General features: G+C 52.4%; 26 protein-coding genes. 17 read left to right on the forward strand and 9 right to left on the reverse strand.

Going from position 1 to position 23,387, the window contains the following annotated elements:
* Positions 1–63 precede the first annotated feature (63 nt).
* The gene (locus EHT87_RS22975; protein ID WP_124909026.1) at positions 64–498 is read left to right on the forward strand and encodes a hypothetical protein; all 435 of its coding nucleotides are present in this window, start codon (positions 64–66) and stop codon (positions 496–498) included.
* An 8-nt stretch (positions 499–506) separates the two neighbouring features.
* Here EHT87_RS22975 and EHT87_RS22980 read toward each other — a convergent pair whose 3' ends face one another.
* Positions 507–1,121, reverse strand: coding sequence for a hypothetical protein (locus EHT87_RS22980; protein WP_229321288.1), 615 nt, complete (start codon positions 1,119–1,121; stop codon positions 507–509).
* Positions 1,122–1,319: 198 nt separating this feature from the next.
* Here EHT87_RS22980 and EHT87_RS22985 point away from each other — a divergent pair, with 198 nt between their 5' ends.
* The 3 genes from EHT87_RS22985 to EHT87_RS22995 all read left to right on the forward strand — a co-directional run bounded on the left by EHT87_RS22985 (position 1,320) and on the right by EHT87_RS22995 (position 5,214).
* On the forward strand, positions 1,320–3,404 hold the full coding sequence (locus EHT87_RS22985; protein ID WP_124909028.1) for a glycoside hydrolase family 3 protein: 2,085 nt from the start codon (positions 1,320–1,322) through the stop codon (positions 3,402–3,404).
* A gap of 118 nt (positions 3,405–3,522) precedes the next feature.
* A complete protein-coding gene (locus EHT87_RS22990; RefSeq protein ID WP_124909029.1) occupies positions 3,523–4,755 on the forward strand; it encodes a glycosyltransferase 87 family protein in 1,233 nt (410 codons plus the stop codon).
* Between the two features lie 45 nt (positions 4,756–4,800).
* A complete protein-coding gene (locus tag EHT87_RS22995; protein WP_124909030.1) occupies positions 4,801–5,214 on the forward strand; it encodes a hypothetical protein in 414 nt (137 codons plus the stop codon).
* Between the two features lie 113 nt (positions 5,215–5,327).
* On the opposite strand, the gene EHT87_RS23000 is transcribed toward EHT87_RS22995, so the two are convergent.
* From EHT87_RS23000 to EHT87_RS23010, 3 genes are all read right to left on the reverse strand, one after another.
* Positions 5,328–5,777 carry an HMG-box domain-containing protein gene (locus tag EHT87_RS23000; RefSeq protein ID WP_185716329.1) on the reverse strand — a complete coding sequence of 150 codons (450 nt, stop codon included), beginning with the start codon at positions 5,775–5,777 and terminating at the stop codon, positions 5,328–5,330.
* 115 nt (positions 5,778–5,892) lie between these two features.
* On the reverse strand, positions 5,893–6,204 hold the full coding sequence (locus EHT87_RS23005; RefSeq protein ID WP_124909031.1) for a hypothetical protein: 312 nt from the start codon (positions 6,202–6,204) through the stop codon (positions 5,893–5,895).
* Between the two features lie 11 nt (positions 6,205–6,215).
* Entirely contained in the window at positions 6,216–6,866 is a 651-nt protein-coding gene (locus EHT87_RS23010) for an RNA polymerase sigma factor (RefSeq protein WP_124909032.1), read from the reverse strand.
* Positions 6,867–7,293: 427 nt separating this feature from the next.
* On the opposite strand from EHT87_RS23010, the gene EHT87_RS23015 reads away from it, so the two are divergent.
* From EHT87_RS23015 to EHT87_RS23045, 7 genes are all read left to right on the forward strand, one after another.
* Positions 7,294–7,884 (forward strand): gluconate 2-dehydrogenase subunit 3 family protein, encoded by a 591-nt coding sequence (locus tag EHT87_RS23015; protein WP_229321290.1) that lies wholly within the window; start codon positions 7,294–7,296, stop codon positions 7,882–7,884.
* 34 nt (positions 7,885–7,918) lie between these two features.
* A complete protein-coding gene (locus EHT87_RS23020; RefSeq protein WP_124909033.1) occupies positions 7,919–9,637 on the forward strand; it encodes a GMC oxidoreductase in 1,719 nt (572 codons plus the stop codon).
* A gap of 165 nt (positions 9,638–9,802) precedes the next feature.
* Entirely contained in the window at positions 9,803–11,065 is a 1,263-nt protein-coding gene (locus EHT87_RS23025) for an Ig-like domain-containing protein (protein WP_124909034.1), read from the forward strand.
* A 76-nt stretch (positions 11,066–11,141) separates the two neighbouring features.
* Positions 11,142–11,693, forward strand: a complete 552-nt coding sequence (locus EHT87_RS23030; RefSeq protein WP_124909035.1) for an RNA polymerase sigma factor — start codon at positions 11,142–11,144, stop codon at positions 11,691–11,693.
* On the forward strand, positions 11,680–13,104 hold the full coding sequence (locus tag EHT87_RS23035) for an outer membrane beta-barrel protein (protein WP_124909036.1): 1,425 nt from the start codon (positions 11,680–11,682) through the stop codon (positions 13,102–13,104). Before EHT87_RS23030 ends, EHT87_RS23035 begins: the two co-directional genes overlap by 14 nt.
* Positions 13,105–13,228: 124 nt before the next feature.
* On the forward strand, positions 13,229–13,840 hold the full coding sequence (locus EHT87_RS23040; RefSeq protein ID WP_124909037.1) for a hypothetical protein: 612 nt from the start codon (positions 13,229–13,231) through the stop codon (positions 13,838–13,840).
* A 70-nt stretch (positions 13,841–13,910) separates the two neighbouring features.
* Complete coding sequence (locus EHT87_RS23045) at positions 13,911–14,177, forward strand: hypothetical protein (RefSeq protein WP_124909038.1); 267 nt, start codon at positions 13,911–13,913, stop codon at positions 14,175–14,177.
* 60 nt (positions 14,178–14,237) lie between these two features.
* On the opposite strand, the gene EHT87_RS23050 is transcribed toward EHT87_RS23045, so the two are convergent.
* A complete protein-coding gene (locus EHT87_RS23050) occupies positions 14,238–15,110 on the reverse strand; it encodes a DUF4595 domain-containing protein (RefSeq protein ID WP_185716330.1) in 873 nt (290 codons plus the stop codon).
* A gap of 150 nt (positions 15,111–15,260) precedes the next feature.
* Between EHT87_RS23050 and EHT87_RS23055 the strand changes: the two genes are divergently transcribed.
* Positions 15,261–16,619, forward strand: a complete 1,359-nt coding sequence (locus tag EHT87_RS23055) for a glucuronyl esterase domain-containing protein (RefSeq protein WP_229321292.1) — start codon at positions 15,261–15,263, stop codon at positions 16,617–16,619.
* A 55-nt stretch (positions 16,620–16,674) separates the two neighbouring features.
* Here the strand turns inward: EHT87_RS23055 and EHT87_RS23060 are convergent, their stop codons facing one another.
* The 3 genes from EHT87_RS23060 to EHT87_RS23070 form a co-directional block, all read right to left on the reverse strand.
* Positions 16,675–17,766 carry an alkene reductase gene (locus tag EHT87_RS23060; protein WP_124909040.1) on the reverse strand — a complete coding sequence of 364 codons (1,092 nt, stop codon included), beginning with the start codon at positions 17,764–17,766 and terminating at the stop codon, positions 16,675–16,677.
* Positions 17,767–17,840: 74 nt separating this feature from the next.
* Positions 17,841–18,110: an ArsR/SmtB family transcription factor gene (locus EHT87_RS23065; RefSeq protein ID WP_124909678.1), complete on the reverse strand. Its 270-nt coding sequence runs from the start codon at positions 18,108–18,110 to the stop codon at positions 17,841–17,843.
* A gap of 289 nt (positions 18,111–18,399) precedes the next feature.
* Complete coding sequence (locus tag EHT87_RS23070) at positions 18,400–19,581, reverse strand: hypothetical protein (RefSeq protein ID WP_124909041.1); 1,182 nt, start codon at positions 19,579–19,581, stop codon at positions 18,400–18,402.
* Between the two features lie 202 nt (positions 19,582–19,783).
* On the opposite strand from EHT87_RS23070, the gene EHT87_RS23075 reads away from it, so the two are divergent.
* The 3 genes from EHT87_RS23075 (at position 19,784) to EHT87_RS23085 (ending at position 21,740) form a co-directional block, all read left to right on the forward strand.
* On the forward strand, positions 19,784–20,755 hold the full coding sequence (locus EHT87_RS23075) for a helix-turn-helix transcriptional regulator (RefSeq protein WP_124909042.1): 972 nt from the start codon (positions 19,784–19,786) through the stop codon (positions 20,753–20,755).
* Between the two features lie 142 nt (positions 20,756–20,897).
* Entirely contained in the window at positions 20,898–21,353 is a 456-nt protein-coding gene (locus EHT87_RS23080) for a GyrI-like domain-containing protein (RefSeq protein WP_124909043.1), read from the forward strand.
* A 12-nt stretch (positions 21,354–21,365) separates the two neighbouring features.
* Positions 21,366–21,740 (forward strand): VOC family protein, encoded by a 375-nt coding sequence (locus EHT87_RS23085; protein WP_124909044.1) that lies wholly within the window; start codon positions 21,366–21,368, stop codon positions 21,738–21,740.
* Between the two features lie 75 nt (positions 21,741–21,815).
* Here EHT87_RS23085 and EHT87_RS23090 read toward each other — a convergent pair whose 3' ends face one another.
* Positions 21,816–22,304, reverse strand: a complete 489-nt coding sequence (locus EHT87_RS23090; RefSeq protein ID WP_229321294.1) for an NUDIX domain-containing protein — start codon at positions 22,302–22,304, stop codon at positions 21,816–21,818.
* A 92-nt stretch (positions 22,305–22,396) separates the two neighbouring features.
* Here EHT87_RS23090 and ruvX point away from each other — a divergent pair, with 92 nt between their 5' ends.
* Positions 22,397–22,810 (forward strand): Holliday junction resolvase RuvX, encoded by a 414-nt coding sequence (gene ruvX, locus EHT87_RS23095; protein ID WP_124909046.1) that lies wholly within the window; start codon positions 22,397–22,399, stop codon positions 22,808–22,810.
* Positions 22,810–23,382, forward strand: a complete 573-nt coding sequence (gene def, locus EHT87_RS23100; RefSeq protein WP_124909047.1) for a peptide deformylase — start codon at positions 22,810–22,812, stop codon at positions 23,380–23,382. Before ruvX ends, def begins: the two co-directional genes overlap by 1 nt.
* Positions 23,383–23,387: the final 5 nt, after the last annotated feature.

The following is a 23,387-nucleotide window of genomic DNA, read 5'->3' on the forward strand; positions in this document are numbered from 1 at the left end:
AAGTCCGTGGGTACATTCACCGTAAACCGAATACCGTAAACCTAAAAATCCTTTTGATTCGCTATGAAATGGATCCTGTTTTTTGCTTTAGCCAGTATTTCGCTGAATGGTCTGGCGCAATTACCGGCCGCCGGAAAACGCATCACCGGACCGGTTACAACGAAGCGCGGTATTGTGTTGAGGGCGGGCGATTCGGTTCGGTTTGGCGAGGGCGGTTTGCCTTCTGGCGGCTATCAGAATATCTATAGTTCTTTCGACAAGTTTGGCCAGAAAACCGCCGGTCTGGAAGAAGGATACGCTTATAAATACGCCACCATCAAAGAGTTTCGGGAGGTTGGCTCAGGCGATGACAAAAGGTACGTTGCGCTGGTCAGGCCGAAAGGCGGCATCAGCGTCAACTTCCGGGCCATCGATCTCGAACCGGCGATGGATGCCAAAGAAATAATCTCGATCAACGGAAAGGCCATCAGCAAACTGATTGTAAAAAAAACGATCTAACCGGCACCTCATTGCACCGCCTGGTGGAAAGCCGTCCACGACTGGTCGAGCAATTGCCGGACATGCAGCCAATCGGATTCCTCCATGTGAGCATTTCGCGCATCCCGGTAGAGCATGGCTTCGGTCCGGTATTTTGCGTAGGGTTGAAAACCTTCAGCGGGCAGATGATACAGTAATCCGGCTTCCTCGGCCAGTAGTCGTTCCCATTCGGCGGGTGGATGCCGGTTTCGCTCCCGACGCACAATCCACCACTCCAGTTCAATCCGGGCCGCTTTCTGAACGTCGAACGGCGTTTTGCTCAGATTGTTGAGATACCCGAAATACTGTTCCAACTGCGGTAGCACCTTTTTATACTCCGCCCGATTTCGGCCGTCTTTAAAAACGAAGGCGGCTTTTCCAGCCCGGTACGCAATGGCAAACGACCGCCAGAACGGGGCGCCATACTGCGACCGCATCACGTCCGCCAGTTGAAAAAACAGCTTTGCCGGACGCCGGTCGTAGTAAGATCGCCACATGTCCGCTTCCAGCCGCGCCACTTCCCGGGCGTCGAACTGCCGGTGGTCGGCGGGTTGGTCGACCGTAAAATCCACGACAATCCAGGCCGTCAGCAGGAGAAACGACACCAATAAAATTTGTTTTAAGGATACCTTCAAAGCAATTGCGTGGTGATGATTCAATCAAGTTAACCGATATACCTGATTTTACGGCTATCCGGATTTAGAAAAGGGCGGTTTTCTCGTTTCCCATTCGCTATGGATTTGGCCAACCAGTAGATTCACGTCCTGCGCACCTTACGTAGACCATAAAACCGGACCCAGGAAATGGATGCGTTCTCAGCCAGTAAGACGAGTAGTTCTGCCGTTGGAAAAACGACCGGCCTGTGGTGGCCGGGTATTGTACTGATCCTTTTGTTTCGGGCCAACAGCCCGGTGTATGGCCAATCGAAAGCATCGGTAAAACAACCCATCCTGCAGGTCCGAACGGCAAAATTACTGGAAATCGGTGGGTTGAAATTCAAGGATCTCAACAGAAATGGCCAGCTTGATCGCTACGAAGACTGGCGGCTGTCGGCCGAAGAACGAAGCAACGATTTGCTGGCTAAAATGTCAGTCGAGCAAAAAGTCGGATTCATGCTCATCAGCACCACCCGCCTGAAAAACGACTGGTCGTTTGATACTCCAAAAACCAAGGAGCCCATAACAAGCGATTTCAACGAAGAAGACCTGGTGGCGGGCATGAATATGTTTACGCGAAAACCGCTGCCTGCGCCCATCATGAATGCCGCCGGTACGACCAAAGCCGTCACGCAATTTCACCTTCGTCACTTTATTCTGCGGGCCAATGTCAGCGCGAGAATGACGGCCGAATGGGCGAACAAGTTACAGGCACTTTGTGAAAGCGACGGGCTGGGCATACCGGCCATCGTGGCCTCCAATCCGCGCAACCACATTACGAATGCCCCGGCGATTGGCACCAGCGTTGGAAAAACCGTCTTCTCGACCTGGCCCGGCGAACTGGGTTTGTCGGCCATGCGGGATCTGAAACTCGTTCGGGAATTCGCCGATATTGCCCGTCAGGAATGGGCCGCCGTGGGGTTGCGAAAAGGCTACATGTACATGGCCGATTTGGCAACCGAACCCCGCTGGCAGCGCGTCGATGGCACTTTTGGGGAGAATGCGGACTGGACTGCGCAAATGATGACGCAGGTGATTTTGGGATTTCAGGGGCCTCAGTTGGGGCCGACGTCGGTGGCTTTAACAACCAAGCATTTTCCGGGTGGGGGAGCGGGCAAAGGAGGGCAGGACCCGCACTTTGAGTGGGGAAAGCAGGAGGTTTTTCCCGGCGGTATGCTGGAAAATAACCTGATTCCTTTCAAAGCCGCCATTGCCGCCGGAACGTCGGCCATCATGCCGTATTACTCGCTGCCAGTCGGCACCAAATACCCGCCTATTGCGTATGCCTACAACCGGGCGGTTCTTCATGATCTGCTCCGGACGCAGCTGGGCTTCAAGGGCATCATCAATTCCGATACCGGCCCCATTGAAATGATGCCGTGGGGAGCCGAGGACCTATCGATCAACGAACGCTACAAACGAACGCTGGAAGCGGGCGTCAACCTGTACTCGGGTACGGCTGATCCGGCCAATTTGCTGGAAACCGTCAGGAGTGGGATGGTGGCGATGAAGCTGGTGGACGATTCCGTTTTGCGGTTGCTGATGGAGAAATTTGCGCTCGGCCTGTTCGAAAATCCGTATGTGGATGAAGCGGCCGCCGAACGACTGGTCGGAAACGCCAAATTTCAGGCACGCGCCGATCTGGCCCTGCGAAAATCCATTGTTTTGCTGCGGAATGAAACCAAAACCGTGCCGCTCAGGGCCAAAACGAAAGTCTACTTCGAATCATACCAGAAACGGAATGGCGCTACCGGGCCGGGTGATGTATTTACGGGGGGCGATGCCAGCTACCCCGTGGAGTTTGTCAAGACCCCCGAGGAGGCCGATGTGGTCCTGGTCTGGATTAAGCCCGCACCCAAATCTTTGTTCGGTTCCGACGGCTCACCGTTATACCTTTCTTTGTCAAAAAACGGTGTGGATGTGGCCTATATCAATCAGTTAACGGCCAAGAAACCGACTATTCTGGCCGTTAACTACAGCAATCCGTGGGTAATCGATGAAATCTATAACCCGTCGACGATGGGGCATTTTAAAGCGGTTCTGGCCACGTTTGGTACCACGCCGGACGCCCTGCTGGACATTGTAACCGGTAAATTCAAGGCGACGGGTAAAATGCCGTTCACCACTCCGGTTTCCGAAGCAGCCGCCCAGAATCAGAAAGAGGATGTGCCCGGTGATCGGGAAGGAGCTCATTACGCGCTGTTTAACTACAATGAAGGAATCTCTAACTGAGATAATGGCACCGATTGAGCGTCCGTCTGGCAATATCAAATCAAATTCGTTTTATTGCAGTTCGACAAAGGATAACGATTGCTCTGCAGGGTTATGCTGTACTTAACCCGCTATCGAGGTGACGATTAAAGAAAGTTCTTTCAAATGGGCCGTTGCGGCAATGGCCTTCTCGTTGCTGGTGTACAGTTTTCTGATGTGGCAACGAAAATCGGCTTCTGCACAGGGCGATATGAAAGTGTATCATTCGATTGCCACACAGCTTTCGGAGGGGAAAATACCGTACCGTGATTTTACGGTAGAATACCCACCGCTGGCGCTGGTTCCGCTGGTAATGCCTCACCTGGTCTCGTTGGAAACGGACCTGGATTACCGGACCTATGCGTTTCTCTATACGCTGGATTCCCTGTTATTGATGCTGGCGTTTGCCGTGGTGTTGCTACAGGTGGCCCGGCGCTGGCCAAATGCGTTATCGCGCTGGCAACTGCTGAGTGTTTATTTGCTGTTTATCATTTTGAGCCGGGATTTTCTGCTCTGGCGATACGATTTATTCCCGGCCTTGCTTACGTTACTCGCTTTTTCAGCGGTGTTGCTCGGGCAACCGCTAAGGGCCGGAATCTGGCTGGGTCTGGCAATTACAGCCAAATTGTATCCTGTTATTCTGGTTCCGGTTATGCTGGTTTATTATGTAGTCGGAAGACAATACCGGGCATCGCTGGCGCTCTTGGCCGGAACCGGACTTTCCATTTTACTTGTGGTCGTGCCGATGATGATCCTGTCTGACAATCGGGTATTCTCATTTCTGACGTACCATCAATTGCGGGGTCTTCAAATCGAAAGCAGTGCAGCGGGATTGCTAATGATGGTGCATTTGCCGGATTTGACTCAGGTCAGCACCGAATTTAATTACGGCGCTTTTCATCTACTGGCCGCGGGTGTTGACCCGGTTTTGAAGGTGTTGCCGTGGCTATTTCTAGCGATTTTCGGCGGATTACTGGCGCTTTTCGCTTTTCGGCTCCAACGCGACTATCGGCGGAGCGGGGCGGTTTCCGCTGAAAGTCTGCTCGTCTGTTTGTTGGCGACCTTACTGATTTTTATCATCACCAACAAAGTATTTTCACCCCAGTACCTGATCTGGTTACTTCCGTTTGTGCTCTTTTTGCGTGTCCAACAAATCGCCGTCGTGGGCGTTATTTTTTTACTGACCAATCTGGTATATCCGGTATTTTACCCCCGGCTCGTTGATCCAACGGTTTTTGGCGTGCTGTTGCTGAACGGGCGAAATCTGCTCGTGATTGGGTTGTTGGTTCAACTGCTGAAAAAAGCCGGATGGATTCGTCGAGGGCCATTTTGAAGCCGAAACCAATTACGTAACACCTTCTTGTTGATCCCGGTTGCAATGAATTTTTTACTCAAAAAGCCGTATTTAAATAGTTGGTTAGCGATTCCAATCGTTCTTCTAACGGGCTTGTTTTCCGGCCAGCATACGTTAACCGTACAACTTTACGATACGTATTTTTTGATTGATAGCACCTACTTTGTTCTGGCAGGATCAGCACTACTGTTCATAACTGGGGTAGCTTACTGGCTAATCAGGTTGAACCATAAAACGCCGAATTACCTGCTTGCCGTCATTCATCTTTTAGGGACTTTTATCCCGCTACTCCTGGTAGTCGGGCCGCTCTACAAAAATGACCCGTTGGGTGAACCGGTAGGGTTCCTCTTGAGTATGAGCGCTCTGCTAGTTAGCCAGTTCCTCTTTGGCGCTAGCATTTTGATTGCGCTCTTCCGCCAGCGAACCGATCGCAGCTAAGAATTCCTACCGAAAAGAGGGTTGATAATCGGGACACCGCATGACGGCTTTAGGCCCATTGCATCATAAAAAAGTCGGCAGGAAACGCCCTGCCGACCGAAAAATACAAACCCTCAAAGTTGCGTGGTTGTGGGTCCCGCCGGATTACCGGGCTCCGCTTGCCGGGATTCCTGCTCCCAGCCCCGGCCGAAACCGCGTGGGCCACAGCCGCCCCGCCATTGTTCCTTCATTTTTTGCTTGAACTGCTGGCGCTCTTCGGCCGTCATGTCCTGCCAGCGGTTCGACAGTTTCTCGCGCCAGTAGGCGTGTCGCGGGTGACCAAAGTGGCCACCGCCCCAACCCCCGCCACCGAATCGGCGCCCCCCCCAGCCTCCGCGAAAACCGACCAGCAGCCGGGTTAACAGCAGCAGACCCAGGGCCTGAACGAAGGTGATGGTTGGCCCGGCAAACAGAACCGGCACCAGCCAGTTCCAAAGCCCCGAGACGGCCCAGCCAGCCGCCGTTACAAACAGCGCGGCAAATGCCAGCATCCCCAATACTCTTTTAATCCAAAATCGTTTCATGGTGTTAATTGGTTGTAATGTTTTCGTTTTGCCCCTAAATCCTCTAAATAGGACTTTGCGTGTTTGGATAGTTCCGTGTCCAGGTCCCGTTTAGGGGATTTTGGGGCAGAAACGGTTATTGTTCCGACAATTGCCCGGTTTTCGACGGATGTGACGCCCGCTCATCCGGTTGGCAGACGGCGGCACGGTGGCGATCGAAACCGGGGTGTCCGCGCCAGTGGCCGCCGTGGGCACCGCCGAAGCCGCCAACCAGTAACCGGGTCAGAAAAAGCAGGCCAAGCGCCTGAACAAATCGAATTTTCGGTCCGTTAAAAACCGAGGGTACCAGCCAGTTCCAAAGCCGCATGACGACCAGCGTTACCAGCATAAAGAGAGCAATTCCGAGGGCTAGAAAGCCCAGTCCTTTTAAAATCCACAGGGGTTCCATCGTTGTTGTGTTTAATTAGTGATCCATTCGTCGTATAAGCTCCGTAAACGCTCCCGGAGGTACAAAACCGCGTACCGTTTCCGCGACAGGAGGGTATTGATCGGAATACCGGTTTCGTCGGCCATCTCCCGAAAACTCTGCCCGTCCAGTTCATGGCGGACAAACACCTCGCGTTGTTCGGCGGGCAGTTCCGACACGGCTTCCATGACGGCTTCCATCATCGCTTCCCGCATCAGTACTTCATCGGCGGTCAGGTCGTTGGCCGGCAGCAAACTGGCCATCAGCAGAGGTTCTCCATCGTCGTCGGCGTAGCCAGCTGATTGCTCTTCCAGCGAAACCGGGCGCTTTTTTCGGTACCAGTCGACGATTTTCCGCCGGGCGACGGCAAACAGCCAGCCCGCCACATGCTCGATCGGTTGCGTCAGTTGATCGGCGGGCGATGGCAATTGGGTTCGCCGGTCAATTTCGGCCCAGTCCATCAACACATCCTGCAGCAAATCTTCGGCATCCTCGCGCGTCGGGAGCCGTCGACGGATAAAATCCAGCAGCCGGGGGCGTTCACGCTGAACCATCCGGGCCGCCCCGTCGGGTTGCCGCGGGTTCGGAGCTGAATTTTCAGTTCCTTCCGGATTGATGGGTACAGACAGTGCCACGTTTCTCATACACTAGGGAAGTCGGATGAAAACAGCGGATATTGTACCGTCGGTGCCTAAAGCCGAAAAAAAGGGATAAATGGCGCAATGGACTCGATGGAAGGCATTTAAAGCCTAAGAATAAAGAAGTTGAAAACGGGACACAGGATGAAAATAGCGGTTTTCAAGTACCGTATCGCACGGTCTAGTTCTGGAAACGAAAAAAGAAAACGGGCTGACGTTTTCATTTAGAGTTGTTTTTCAGGAGATTCATACGGTTATTTTCCCGGCCGCGACCTTCATTTCCGCTTTGTAGGGCCCGCAGCGGTTTTCGGTTCTCATTTTTAATGTGAAACATTCCAAACGCCATACAATTAGCCGATCGATTGTATATATTTGTCATGGATTATTCCGTTAGTTTTTTGAATCTCACTACTTCTTTTACGTACCTAATTCTATGAACAGAAGAGATGCCTTGATGCGGGTTGCGGCTTTGATGGGAACCACCCTGGCGCTGCCTGCACTCGCGGATACGCTCGAAGCATCGGCCACCAGGCGGGCCTTTAGCGGAAAGCCTCTGTTGTTTACGGCCGACCAGGACACGATGGTGGCTGAAATGACTGAAGTCATTATCCCCACGACCAGCACCCCCGGTGCGAAAGCCGCCAAGGTCAATGAAATCATTGATATAATACTGAAAGATTGTTATCCGCAAAAAGACCAGAAGCAATTTCTGGACGGATTGGCGCATACCAACAAACTGAGCCAGGAAGCGTATAGTAAAAACTTCGTGGAGCTCGATCCAAAGCAGCGCATCGAGATCATGACGAAACTCCAGGCCGAAGCTGCCGATGAGCGCAAAGCCATGGCTTCCATGCCGGCTGAAAAGCGGTATACGCCCTTCTTCAACACCCTGAAATCATTGACACTCAATGGCTATTTTACTTCGGAAATCGGCGCAACCCAGGCCCTGACGTACATTGCCGTTCCGGGCCGGTTCCAGGGTTGCATTGATTTGAAACCCGGCCAGAAAGCCTGGGCTACCTAGTTGCCATTCCTTGTACATTTTTTATTCGACTCAAATGAACCTTAACATAGATAGTATAAAAGCCACTACCTACGACGCCATTGTGGTTGGATCGGGTATCAGTGGCGGATGGGCAGCGAAAGAGCTGACGGAGAAGGGTTTGAAAGTGCTCATGCTCGAACGGGGCGAAGACATCAAGCACATCGAAGGCTACAAAACGGCCATGACCGACCCCTGGCAGTTTCCGCACCGGGGCCGGGTTACGTCCGAAATTGCGGAAGAACAGGCCGTTCAGGCCCGGACGGGTTACACGGTTTCGGAAGCAACCAGTTACCTGTTTGTCAACGATAAGGAGAATCCTTACCTGGAAGACAAGCGTTTCGACTGGATGCGGGGCTACCACACGGGGGGGCGTTCGCTGATGTGGGGCCGTCAGAGCTACCGGCTGGGCGATCTGGATTTCGAAGCCAACATCAAAGAAGGTGTCGGTGCCGACTGGCCAATCCGGTACAAAGACATTTCGCCCTGGTACGATTATGTCGAAAAATTCATCGGCGTCAGTGGCTCGCGTGATGGCTTGCCGCAGTTGCCCGACGGTCAGTTTCAGCCGCCGATGGAGATGTATTGCCTCGAAAAACACGTGAAAGGCGAGGTTGAAAAGAAATTTAAGGAGCGGACGATCACCATCGGCCGGGTTGCGCACATCACCAAGGCTACTCCGCAACAAAGCGCGCTGGGCCGGGCGCAGTGCCAATACCGGAATTTGTGTAGCCGCGGTTGTCCGTTCGGGGCTTACTTCAGCACGCAGTCGGCCACGCTGCCGGCGGCTATGAAAACCAAGAACCTGACGCTTCGGCCGCATTCGATCGTTACATCGGTGATTTATGATGAAGCGAAGAAAAAAGCAACGGGCGTCCGGGTGCTCGATCAGTTGACGAAAGAAGAACTGACGTTCAACGCCAAAATTATATTTCTGTGTGCGTCGTCGATGGCGTCGACCTATATCCTGATGAACTCCACGTCCAATCGCTTCCCGAACGGTTTGGGCAACGAAAGTGGCGTTTTGGGGCACTACGTGATGGACCACCATTTCCGGGTGGGAGCCAGTGGCACCTACGAAGGGTTCGGGGATAAGTATTACTATGGTCGCCGGGCCAACGGGATTTATGTGCCCCGGTTCCGCAACCTGCCTGGTCAGGAAAAGCGTGATTATCTGCGCGGTTTTGGCTACCAGGGCGGGGCTTCCCGCATGAACTGGGGGCGCGGTACGGCCACTGAAGGATTTGGAGCCTCATTCAAAGACGAAATGACTAAGCCGGGGCCGTGGGTGATGAACCTCGGCGGTTTTGGCGAATGCCTGCCCTATTTTGAAAATAAAGTGGTGATCGACAAGTCGAAAACCGATAAATACGGTCTGCCGGTTTTGCGCTTCGATGCGGAGTTCAAGGAGAACGAAATGAAGATGCGGAAAGACATGGGCAACGATGCGGCCGAAATGCTGGAAACGGCGGGGCTGAAAAACGTAACCAAAAACGACAACGGGTCGTGGCCGGGGCTGGGTATCCACGAAATGGGAACCGCCCGGATGGGCAACGACCCGAAACAATCGGTGCTGAACAAATTCAACCAGGTTCACTCGGTGAAAAACGTCTTCTGTACCGACGGTGCTTTCATGGTTTCGGCCTCGTGTGTCAATCCATCCCTCACCTACATGGCCATGACCGCCCGGGCCGCCAGCTACGCCGTGCAGGAATTGAAGCGGCAAAACCTGTAAGGAGTTAAGAATTAAGAGTTAAAAATTAAAAGTTGAGACGCGTCACTGCCTGGTTGGCTGACGGGAATTACTTTTAATTTTTAACTCTTAACTTTTAACTAGTTTTGTGCAACCCTTTCGTTATCAGCCTTGTCATGACTTTTAGAGGGTTGTCTCGACGATGGTATGATTAAATCCAGATTCTATAGTACGGTATTTACGGTGTTGCTTCTGAGCACAGTGGCTTGCGATCGGATTGCCCAGGATGTGGCACCCGGGTCGTACGATGTGGACACGGAAGAAATCGAATATTACACGCTCCCTGATCAGCAGGTGGCCATTGATCTTAAATCCATTTCCGGCCTGAGTGCCATCACAACGCTGCACATTACCCAGACGCCCCGGCTTGGAATGGCCAGGTTTAATGGCAGCGGCTTGTTAGTTTATACGCCACACTCGACGTTTGTTGTCGGTGAAGATCAGTTTGTGGTTGGGGCGGGCAAAGAATCGAAACTGGCCCGGTCCTTTCGGATCAATATGGCCGCCGACAGCAGCGATATTCCCTGCAACGCCGGGCCGATTCCGGATTGGTACCGGGTTCCGGAAAACCAGTCCATTACCATGGACGTTCTGAAAAATGACCAGTTTTGTAATGCCACCGTCGACCTGGCCAGCCTGAAAGTGGAACAGCAGCCGGACAACGGAAAGGTAACCGTTGAAAATGGAAAAATTCTTTATACGCCCAATGCGGGGTTCAACGGGTTCGATTATTTCTTTTACAAAGTTACCGCGGTATTTCCCCGGCGAAACGGCACATTTTTGTCGCCGGTGAAAATTGGGGTCGGCGACCCGTATAAAGATTGCAAAATACTGCTGAAGGACGAAGAAGTGTATTGGAAACAGTGGTTCATTACCGATTCATTACGCATTCCCGTGCTGGCTAACGACCAGCTTTGCCGGTCGCGGTTCGATCTGCCGGTTACCATTACCAAAGCGCCCGCCAAAGGAATTGCGAAGGTCTCGAAATACAATATTGTTACCTATTATCCGACAAACGGGTATACGGGTGAGGATCAGTTCACGTACCAGCGCTGTGATAATGGCGACTGTCTCGAAGCTACGGCCCGGATCACGATCAACAGTCCGGATGCGGCCTGTACGTTGGTGGCCAATCACGATAAAGGACAGGTTTCGGCGGCTATTCTGCCAACAGATCCTAAAAAACGGATTGTTTTTATTTATGCATTGGGCAATGATCAGGTTTGTGCGCCTTTGCAAAGTATGATGATTACGGATAATCCATCCCGGTCCGATTTACAGGTGATGGGGAACGGCGTGATCCTCTATCGGCCACCAGTGGGTTTTAAAGGAGAGTTTCAGTTTACCTATGAACTAACAGACGTGAAAAACAACAAGTCGTCGGCGACGGTGAGTCTTGCCATTAAATAAATTACGAATTACCTGTTTGATCGGTTTAGGGAAAAACCGTAATTCGTACAAACACCGTCGATCCTTTAGAAATCCTTTGTCTGAAATAGAATTGTTGCGGGCATGCCAACGCCACGATGCGCGGGCTCAAACGGCTTTGTACGAACGTCACAAAAGCCGGATGATGGGCCTTTGCCGTCGCTACGCCCATTCGCGCCCGGAAGCGGAAGACATGTTTCAGGAAGGGTTTATTCGCATCTTTCAGCAAATTCATACCATTGAGCAGCCCGAGCGGTTGCTGAACTGGATGAAACGGGTGATGGTCAACACCGCCATAAACTGGTATCACAAGCACCATCACGAACAATCGGAAACCGACTACGAAGAAGCCTCGGAAACCAGCAACACCGAGCATCATGACATTCTGGCCCGCATCTCAACCGAAGAATTACTCATTCTGGTGCAGGATCTGGCTGATGGGTACCGAATGGTATTCAACCTGTACGTAATCGATGGCTATAGCCATCTGGAGATTGCCCGGATGATGGGGATTTCGGAAGGAACTTCGAAGTCGCAACTGGCCCGGGCAAAAGAAGTTTTAAAACAAAAATTGAAGAAAATGGGCATCGTCAGCTATGGCAACTACTGAAGACGAATGGGAACGGCTCTTCCGGCAGCGACTCGAAAACTACGAGTCTGAACCGGCTGAAAACGCCCTCGAACGTATTTTTATGGGCACCAAGCCCCCGGCGATTGAAAAACCGGGTGGTACTTTCAGACGACGGCTCGGCTGGAGCACGGCCTTGCTGAGTATGCTGGGTTTTTTGGCGATCGGAATCTGGCAATACCGGGAGCTATCGACGGGCTCGTTTGTTAAATCACCGGCGGTTGCCAAACTCGTTTCCAAAACGAAGACCGCTCAAGCTGCAATGTCACCGGAGCGCGGGCGGCTGACTGCTGAGCCAACAGACGCTAAAACAGACCGTTCGGAGCCGCGGGGTAGTCAGCAACTACCGCAGACCGAAGTCGTTTTCAAACCCGGAATGAAATCACCGGCACGGACCGCAATGCCGGTGACCGACGAACCGCTTTCGGAGGGCGGGATGGCTCAAAAACGCCGGCGAAAACCGGATTTGCCCGACGACAATCCCGTACGACGTGATAGACCGACCGCAACCGATCAGGCGAAAATAGAAACGGAACACCGAACCAAACAACTACCGGATGAAGTAAACTTTACGACCAATCAATCCCTGGAAGCAATCACGCGTACGGCGGAAGAGAAAGTAGGAAAACCAGAACTGGTGTTCCGTTTTATGGCGGGTAAAACCACCCGGCTTTCCTTCCCGGCAGGACCATTGCCCGCCATTCCGTCAACCGCTTCGAACAATCAGACATCCACGATCGAACCCGAACGGGTTGCCGTTCGTCCGTCTTATTTTGCCAGTGTGATGCCCTTGTATACTTACCGGCAGGTAACACCCGTGCGGCACGATGAGGTGGTGATGGAGAAAATTCGAACGGCAACGTCTTTTTCGGCCCGAACCGGTTGGCGGGTGCAGGCCGGTGCTGAGTGGCCGCTGAGCCGCTCTCTGGGCTTACGGGTTGGCGCCGTATATCAGCAGTTGCAGCAGCAATTGACGTATTCGACCCGGGCCTTGCGGTCGGATTCTTCGAAAGTAGAGTGGATCGATCAGCAAACGATCAAACTTACTCCGCTCTACAAATCGGAAGAACATCACGTCAAAACGACCTGGCAATATGTCGCCCTGAGCGCGGAAGGCCGTTTGTATTTCAATCCGGATCAGTCGGCCGGTTTGCGGCATTCTATAGCGGCCGGTGGCAGTGTCGGCTATTTAATCAGCGGCCGCTCCAAACAACGCTGGCAACCTTTTTTGCAGGCTTCGTACAGCATCGAACGGCGGCTGACCGAGAATCTGCGGCTTCAGGTAGAACCGGGAATCGTTTATAATCTGACCGCAATCAACGATAACTCACGGTGTTTCAGCGTCCGTCCCTATAGCTATGGATTGGTCATCGGGCTGCACTGGCACCCTTAAATATGAAAGAATCATCGTCCCGCTGGCTCAAAAATTTTAAATTTTCCTGAACAACTTTAGTATGAAGGGAGTTTGTTTTATAATTGATTTGGTTCAAACGACCATCATAAAACAAAACTCAACGATGAAAAAGCTAGTGATGATGGGGGCTATGTTAGTGGCGGTTGCCCTCAACGCCAAAGCACAAAACACCACCGGATCAACAGGAACCGGTACGACAGGTAGCACTGCAGGAACCGGAACTACATCCGGTACAACGGTGGATCCTCAAACACAGACGACCAGCCCACAAACAACACAGGGCGTCAATGGTCAGTCTACGGGTACGACGGGATCTACTGGAACCACCAGTTATCCACAAGGTCAATCGACTTTAGGGACTCAAAACCCGACCGGTTCAACGGCCAATCCACAAATGCAGCAATCCGGTACGACCGGCACAACGGGTTCAACTACTTTTCCACAAGGACAGGCCGGACAAACGAACCGCGAACGCCGTTCGACCGACCCCACGTCTAATCAGACCGACACGGGCCAAAGCTCAACGACAACGGGAACTACCGGTACGACGGGCACAGGAACAACCGGCTCGACCGGTACGAATATGAATTCGTCGACCGGTACGAACATGAACACCAGCGGTACGGGTAATGATACGAAGAACGATCGCAAGAGCCGGAAAAACCGGAACCGCAACAACTCGACCATGCAGCGTGATACGCTAAAAGATAATTAATAGAGAATCAGTTAGGTAATCTATGAAAAGCAGACATCAATCGATGTCTGCTTTTTTCTCTATAAATGTCATGAAAAAGCTACTAATTGCCAGTTTGATCGGTATTTCTGTTTCTGGTTTTGCGGGATTGACTTCCGGTCATGGCCCGAAAGTAAACCCGGGCACGGTATCGCAGGATACTACGAAGCAGAAAACGAGTAAAACCGGAATGGAAGACCGGATGCGCCGGGGACAGATCGACGACCGGCGGCCTACGGGCGATCCGGATTTGAAGAACTTACGCAAGGACTCGCTTCGGCGGGGAGGAGCGATCAAAGTTGATACCGTCCGGCATTAAATCAAAAAGCCTCCCGAATTGGGAGGCTTTTTGATTTAGAATAAACGGCTTCCCGGTGGCTTAGGGCAGGATGGTCAGGTTAGACACCACATATTCGTAGGGCGTCGTTTTGAGCAGGGCACCATTCGAGAGGCTGTACATTTTGCTGGTCGTTACGAAAGCGTCGTCGTTAAGAACGTAACTGAACCGGTAATCGGTCGTGGTGCCGCCATACACCGAGTGAATCGTTTTCAGGCGTTGCATGAGGTGTCGGCTGGTTTTTCCATAAATACGCAGGTACGGGTCGACATTGAATAAGCCGACCGGATTAAGCCGGTTATTGTCCACAATCATGGCTGATCCCGCATATTGGTATTCATAAATATTCGTTTGAATCACATCATTGGGGTTGTTATACTCCTGCACCTGGGCCAGATTACCGTCGGCATTGTAGGTAAATTCGATCCGGATATTTGGATAAATGGAGTTGGATCGTTTCGCTAGCCGGCCTTTGGCATCGTATTCGTAGATGAACCAGTTCAGCTTTGTATTGGGAATGCCGTACTCGACGGTATAATCTGCCACGTCCGAATTCGTGCAACGGCCATTGGCGTCTAAATAATAATTACCCGCCTGAGTTTTCGTACCGGCCACCAAGGTTAACACGGCGATTTTTCCGGCGCTGTAGGTATATGTAGTGGTGCGATTGCCTTCCGTGACTTTTATGAGTTTTCCGTTGGCGTCATACGCCAGCGTTGCGTTGCCTTGTTTAACCAGGGTATGTTTTTTGGGTACGCTTACAATAATGTCATCCACCGCCAGTCGGCTGGATTCCGCTGCTTGACCGGTATTGGACTGGAGAGGAGCGGAAGGCGCCAGTTGCTGGTTTTCACAAGACGACAAACTAATCAGGATACTGCAGAGCGCCAGGGCGCCGAATTTAGTGAGGTTCATTGGTTCTTTGTTGTTTTGAATAAGTGCAACAAAGGTAGGGGACCGGTATGCCATCGGCCAGCCGGAGTCCATAACTGGCGGGATAGGAGGCATAACGAACGAGAAAGCGAGGATAGTGGGGCGGAAGCAGGCGGGTCGTGCGGGTCAGGATTGGAAATCTCGATCAGCAAAGTAAAACAGCGCCCGCTCAGCCTTTATAAAGTTGCCGGTTTTCTAACGGTTTTGAACGCCATGCGGACTCATCTGGTCAAATTTGTTATTCTGTCAGGACTTTTATTGCCTCAGTCCGCACTTTTTGGACAGAAATTCGAACCCAATTACGACGAAAGCAAAATACCGCCTTACACCTTGCCCGACCCGCTGGTTACGGCGGCCGGGAAGCGTATAACGACGGCCCGCCAGTGGGAAAGCGAGCGACGGCCCGTGTTGTTAAAACAGTTCGCTACCCAAGTTTACGGAGTAACGCCCGAACGAAGGTTAGCAACCCGCTACGAAGTTACAGCGGTGGATTCAGCGGCCCTGGGCGGAACGGCGATCCGTAAACAGATTTCTGTTCACTGGACGGACTACCCGAATCTGCCGTCGCTGGATATTTTGCTGTATGTACCCAAAAAGACGAAACGACCGCCGGTTTTTGTGGGCCTAAATTACATGGGGAATCACAGCATTACCACCGAACCCGGTATTACGTTATCTACCCGCTGGCTTCCTAACCGGAGCGACGGAAAAGTGGTCAATAACCGGGCGACGGAAGCCGCCCGGGGAGTTCAGATGTCCCGCTGGCCGCTGGAACTGATCATTTCGAAGGGCTACAGTGTGGCGACGGCCTATTACGGCGATCTTGAACCCGACCATCCGGAAGGCTGGAAAACCGGGATTCGCTCGGTGCTGGGACCGCCAACGGATCAGAAAAACGACGGTTGGCAGGCGCTTGGTGTCTGGGCGTGGGGAATGAGTCGGATGCTGGATTATCTGGAAACCGATGGCCTGGTGGATGCCAAACGCGCCATTGCGTTGGGCCATTCGCGGCAGGGAAAAGCCGCTTTGTGGGCCGGAGCGCAGGATTTGCGCTTTGCCGCCATTATTGCCAATGAGTCGGGCGAAGGCGGAGCGGCTTTGTCGAAACGCGTGTTCGGCGAAACCATTGAGCGCGTCAACACGAGTTTTCCTTACTGGTTTTGTCTTCAATACCGAACTTACAACGGCCGACCGGAAGCCTTGCCGTTCGATCAGCATGAATTATTGGCGTTGATTGCTCCCCGCCCGCTTTATGTTGCCAGTGCGCAGGGCGACCAGTGGGCCGACCCCAAAGGGGAGTTTCTGAGTGCCCGGCAAACCGATCCGGTTTACAAATTGTACGGCAAAAAAGGAATCGGAACAGACCATTGGCCACCGATTCATACGCCCGTTGGCGAGACGGTCCACTACCACATCCGGGCGGGTGAACACGATGTCAAGCGGTATGACTGGGAACAATTTATCAACTTTGCCGATCAGCAGGTGAAATAATAGATCAGATAGACAAGAGAGGATAGAGTCTCTTGTCTATTTGATCTTGTCTACATCACGCCTGGGCTTCGACCAGCGCGGGGTAATCGATGAAGCCTTTTTCGCCACCGGCATAAAACGTCGCCGGATCAGCTTGGGCCAGTTCGGCACCGGTGCTGAAGCGTTCGACCAGATCCGGGTTGGCAATGAACGGAGAACCAAAAGCGATCAGATCGGCGAGTCCCTTTTGTAAGTCTTTTTCGGCCAGTTCAGCCGTGTATTTGTTGTTCAGAATCAGCGTATTGCTGAATTTGCTCCGAATGGTTTTAATCAATGGCAGGGTGGTTTCTGCTCCTTCCGGCGCTGCCGTATTGACAACGTGGAGGTAGACGATGCCGAGGTCGTTCAGTTTTTCGGCCAGATAGGTGTAGGTTTCATTGATTTCCGGGTAATTCGGCATGTCGTTGAAAACACCGTAAGGCGAAAACCGGATGCCAACGCGCTCCTTGCCGATGGCCTGTGCCGCCTGTTCCGCGATTTCGAGAACAAAACGGGCGCGGTTTTCGACGCTGCCACCGTATTCGTCGGTGCGCTGGTTGCTGTTGGGGTTGAGAAACTGCTCGATCAGATACCCGTTCGCACCGTGTAATTCAATCCCGTCAAAACCGGCTTCCACGGCGTTTTGAGCCGCCTGAACAAATTCCTGAATCGTTTGCTTCACTTCGTCGGTGGTCAGTTCGCGGGGCTGGGCATTGGCCTGCATACCTTCCTGATCGGTCCACATGGGGCCTTCTGCGGCAATCGCCGAAGGAGCGATCACTTCGGCACCCGCGGGCAGATTAAGCGGATGGCCAATGCGGCCGGTATGCATCAATTGTGCGAAAATGTGCCCGCCTTTTTCGTGAACAGCCTGCGTTGTCAGTTTCCAGCCCGCCACCTGTTCGGCACTAAAAAGACCCGGAATCCGGGCGTAGCCCAGACCGTTAGGAGAAGGTGCAACCCCTTCCGAAATGATTAAACCCGCCGACGCCCGCTGCCCATAATACTGGGCAATCAGTTCGTTGGGGATGTTATTATAGGCCCGGCTGCGCGTCATCGGAGCCATGGCAATGCGGTTGGTTAGCGTTAAAGAGCCGAGTTGAACTGGAGAAAACAGTAAATTACTCATATCGATTAATGTCTTGGTTCGGCTGAGTAACACATCTATACATTTAAAAGTTTGGATGCATTGGTGAAATTTTTTTAAGTCAGTTTGTTCAGGAAGCCGGACAGGTCTTTTAATCCTTCTTTATTTAAACTCAGGTTTTGGTTTCGGCCTTCCTTGTGAGAGTTTACCAGGCCGCTGTCGATCAACGTCTTAACGTGATGAGAAACGCAAGGCTGCGATAGCCCGGTCATTTCCTGAATGTCCGAATTGTTCAATGTGCCTTTTTCGGAAAGGGCTTGTAAAATTTGCAACCGGTATTTGTCGGCAATGGCACCGGAAGCCTTTTCAATAAACTTGTTATCCATGGGCTGACCCGGATGGTGGGTCCGGTTTAAACAGAATAGGGTATTTAAATATACTACAATGCGCTGAACGGTGACGTTCACGGTGTTGTAAAATTGATAAACTTCCTTTAATTTTTTTACTTTATCCCCGCAAACTTGCAATGCATGGCATTTTTCTGACAACTTGCCCGGTAAGATAAATCGGCTGTGGCTAACCGGTTTAAACTAAAAATCGGTTGAAAGCACTTTCCTGGCTTCCAACCGATTCGACGAATCCCTACTAATGGGTGGTTTGCTACAACAGTGCGCGTTAAAATTGAATACCGACATTCAGGCCCGGCCACATCCGAACCCGGGTTTGTTCGTCCGACCACCGTCGGCTGAACGTCCGGTCGTAAACATCCCATTTAACCCATTGCGTCCCGATACCTTCATTGGTTTGCATTTGCGTGACCTGCACGTTGAACGTGGGCGTTACGGTGAGCGCCAGGCGGTTGTGAAGCGGGAAAATAAAGCTTACGCGGGCCTGGTTCAGCAAGTTGAGTTCGTCCCAGTGGTTGCCTTCTTCCTGAATCTGGTAGGACATGGCTTCGATGCTGATCTGGTTGCGTTTGCCAATAAAGTGGTTGGTTCCAATCCCGTATCCATAGCCCCACCGCACGCTATTCCAGCGAACGTTGTCACCTTTGGGCCAGGCGGCACCGATGGCGAAGATGTTGTAAAACTTGCGGTTGCCGCCCATCTTGAAGCCGATGTTGGCGTGGAGGGCGTCGCCCGTCCAGACTTCAAACCGGTGGTAGCCGTTTTTGGACAGGCTTAGCAAACCGATCTGTGCACCGTCGACGGTTTCGGCCACGTTGATCAGACCAATCTGCGTGCCTTTGACCCGTTTGGCTACGTTGGCGATTCCGGCAATTTGCAGCCCTTCGACCGATTCGGCAATGTTGGCAATACCGGCAATTTGAGCGCCTTTGACATTTTCCTTGGTGACGTTGGCAATGCCGCCAGCCTGTACGCCGGTCAGTTGCCCACCGGAAATATTGGCGATTCCGGCAAACTGGGCACCTTTGACACTTTTTCCAACCACGTTGGCAATTCCGCCGAACTGCGTTCCGTAGAGTGGTCCGCCCGCGACGTTGAGAATTCCGGCAAACTGCGCGCCATCCACCTCATGTCTGGTTGCGTTGAGAATTCCCGAAAACTGCGCCCCTTTTACGTAATCTTTTTCCAGGCTGAACAAGCCACTGAATTCAACACCGTCGAGAGCGGCTGCATACCCGCCGAGGATATTTAATGAAAACCGGTTGCTGTAGCGGGCGTTATCGATTCCGTTTGTGCTCAATGGCGGAACAAATCCGATTTGGGCGGGGCGGATTACATACCGGCCATGCCGGGCCTGGTTCAGATCCGTCCGCAGGGAATCCGGATCTTGCGAATGGGCTTGTGAGGCAATACAAAACAGGAAGGCGGCAAATAAAAGTAACTTTTTCATGACAATCGTATCGTTTACGGGTGTTTACTGTTGTTGCTGTGGAGTTGATAAAACCGGGCTTTTTCCCGAATCTGCCTCTATGACCGCCATCGGGCTTTCTACCCCCACGCGGCTCTGAAAAAATGTTTAGCCGAAACAACGCGCCCCGATTGCCCCCAAACCCGCAGACGGATTACCTTTGCCGAAAAACCGACGCCCAGAGATGAACCGCATCGACCGCCTGACCGCCATTCTGATTCACCTCCAGACCAAACGCGTTGTTAAAGCACAGGAACTGGCCAAGCGTTTCGGTACCAGTTTGCGGACGATTTACCGCGACATCCGGTCGCTGGAAGAAGCGGGCGTGCCCATCGGGGCCGAAGCCGGTATCGGTTATTTTCTGGAAGATTATCACCTGCCGCCGGTGATGCTCACCCGCGAGGAAGCCAGCGCGTTGCTTTTTGGGGCCAAAGTGATTGAGAAGTTTGCGGACGAGTCGATCCGGTCGGAGTTTGAGTCGGCTTTGTACAAAATTAAATCCGTGCTGAAGCGCAAGGATCAGGAGCATCTGGAAGATCTGGAACCGCGCGTTCAGGTGGCCAAACGGCCCACCACGCCCCCGTTTTCGGATGCTTTACTGGTTGATATTCAGCGGGCCATTGGTCAGCAACAGGTTTTGCAACTGGACTACCGGTCGGCCTACAAAGACGAAACGACCGATCGGGAGGTCGAGCCGGTGGGTTTGTATCACTACGGCGCGGGCTGGCACCTGATCGCTTTTTGCCGTCTCCGTCAGGATTACCGCGATTTTCGCGTCGACCGAATCCGGCGGCTGGATTATACCGGTCATACCTATTCCAGCCAAAACCGCCTTTCGCTGACGGCGTACCTCGAAAAAATCCAGCAAACGCAGCATCTGGAGGAAGTGGTGGTGCGATTTGACAAAAAAGTGGTGCGGCATATTCAGGAAGTGAAGTACCACTACGGGTATGTATCGGAAGACGAGGTGGAAGGGCCGTGGCTTCGAATGAAGTTTATGACGCAATATGCCAAAGGATTGGGCCGGTGGCTGCTGATGTTTGGCAAATGGGTTGAGATAGAAACGCCCGATACGCTCCACGAAACCATGAAAGAACTGGCGCAGGAAGTACAGGCGCATTATCTTGAACCGGGATTACACCGATTGACGGATTAACTGAGATGTCTGACCGGGAAGCGTGCGGCAGCTAATCACCGGTAATCCGTTAATCGGTGTAATTTCGGTTCAGACTGCTGACATACGGCTGTCATAACCGGGTGCTTACTTTGGGGCATAGGCAATCAAACACCCTTCTGTTATGCAACTCAAAGAAGCGAAACCTCTCACCACCCTGGCCTTTTCAACCCAAACCACCCTGGCGGGGTTGACGCCATTTGTCCGGACTGTCGCCCGGCAATTGTACCGGGAAGCCGTCCGGCTCGATCTGGAAATTACGGGCCCCATTTGCTGGCAATATACCGGTGTTGACGGGAAGCCGGACACGGTTTTCGACCTGGACATTGTGCTGCCCGTTCAGTCGATGCAGGGCGAACCGGCGGAAGGACTGGCGTTTAAAAAGCTGGCTTCGTTCAACAGCGGCTCGGTCGAACACCTCGGCAATTGGGGCAATCTGGCGGCCACGTACGGACCTTTGGCCGGTGGTTTAGTGCAGGCCGGGCATCAGCTAAGTGCGGTAAATCGGGAAGTGTATGTCCATATGGATTTTGAAAATCCGGCGAACAATGTGACTCAGATCTATATGGGAATTCTTTAAAACCGCATCGTTATGAAACTGAACGCAGGCATTATTACCGACAAACTGGCCGAAACCAAGGCGTTTTACCAAACCGTGCTGAACTTCGGCATTACATTCGAAAATGACTTTTATCTGCTGTTACACACGCCCAACCAGCAGGCTGAACTGAGTTTTCTGTTGCCCAACCACCCGTCGCAACAGCCGGTTTTCCAGAAACCGTTTGCCGGAAAAGGCGTCTACCTGACGATTGAAGTGGATGACGTCGATGCGGAATACGAACACATCCGGTCGCTGAACGTGCCGATTGAAATCGAACTCCGCGACGAGCCCTGGGGCGACCGCCATTTTGCCATTGTTGATCCGAACGGAATAGGAATTGATATTGTGCGGTATAACGCAATCTGAACCGGGCTGACGCGGATGAAAGGAGTAATCATGATTGGCTACCGCAGTCAAACCCTTTTACTCCTTTCATCCGCGTCAGCCCGGTTCGGATTGCTTTCTTAGCCAGTCTCTCACGGCCGGGCCGGTTCCGAACGGCCACGGTTTCAGCTCCTTAACCGGCACCAGTTTGTAGTCCTGAAGCTCTTCTTCGTCGATCTGAATCGTGCCCCACGCCCGGACGTGGTAGGCAATGATGACCTCGTTGCGCTGGTAAAAGGTGTATACGCCCAGCCGTTCCACAATTTCGGCTTCCAGACCAATTTCTTCCTTGATTTCCCGTAAAACCGCCTGATCGGGTTCTTCGCCCGGTTCCAGAAAACCGGTCACTAACCCATACCATTCAGCGGGCCAGCCCCGGTTCTGGATCAGGATCACGGTATCGTTTTCGTACTCGACAATGGCGCCCACCACCGGCAGCGGATTGTTCCAGTAGATGTAACCACACGCGGCCGAACACACGAGTCGTTCGCGCCCTCCGGCAAAACCGGGCGTTAATGAACTGCCGCATTGGGGACAAAAATTCATCGTTGGCATCAGGTCGGATAAGGATTTGCGGTGAATATAAGTACCCCCGTTCGGATTTCCGTATATTTGCAATTCATTTAACAAAAGTTACTTTGCCGCGATTACTGGCTATCGATTACGGAACAAAGCGCACCGGTTTGTCGGTTACCGACCCGTTGCAGATCATCGCGACGGCACTGGAAACCGTTCCGACGCACCAGCTGTTGGATTACCTGAAGCGGTATGTAGCCAGCGAACCGGTCGAAGCATTTGTGGTGGGCTTGCCCACGCGCCTGGACGGTACGGATACCGACAACACGCCCCGGGTGAAAGGCTTTGTGGGAAGGCTGAAAGCCACTTTTCCGGATATTCCGGTGCATTGGCACGACGAGCGGTTTACGTCGTCGATGGCGTTACAATCCATGATTGCCAGTGGCGTCAGCAAGAAAGACCGGCGTGTCAAGGGCAACATCGACAAAGTGAGTGCAGTGATTATTTTACAATCCTTTATGGAATCCAAAAGGTGATGATTTACCCAATAATAGCTTACGGTGATTCCGTTTTGCGGAAACGGGCGCAGAACATCGAGAAAGGGAGTACCGATGTTAAAAAACTCAGTGAAGACCTGTTCGAGACGATGTATAACGCATCGGGCATCGGGCTGGCTGCTCCGCAGATCGGCAAAAGTATCCGCATGTTCGTTGTCGACGGAACGGCCCTGAACGAAGACGAACCGGAAGAAGAGAAAGACCCCAGCCTGATGGGTTTCAAGAAGGTGTTTATCAATCCGCAGATTCTGGAAGAAGACGGCGACGAATGGGGTTTTGAAGAAGGCTGTCTGAGTATTCCACAGATTCGGGGGGAAGTTTTTCGGCCGGAATTCGTCAAAATTCAGTATTTCGATACCGACTGGAACGAACACATCGAAGAATACGACGGCATGGCCGCCCGCATCATTCAGCACGAATACGACCATCTGGAAGGCAAGCTGTTTACCGATTACCTGCCTCCGCTGAAGCGCCAGCTGATGAAGAAAAAACTGGCCGACATCACGCGGGGCAACGTGAAAGCGGATTATAAAATGAAGTTCCCGAAATAAGAAGC

The sequence above is a fragment of the Larkinella knui genome, from assembly GCF_003858645.1.
Classification (GTDB): Bacteria; Bacteroidota; Bacteroidia; order Cytophagales; family Spirosomataceae; genus Larkinella; species Larkinella knui.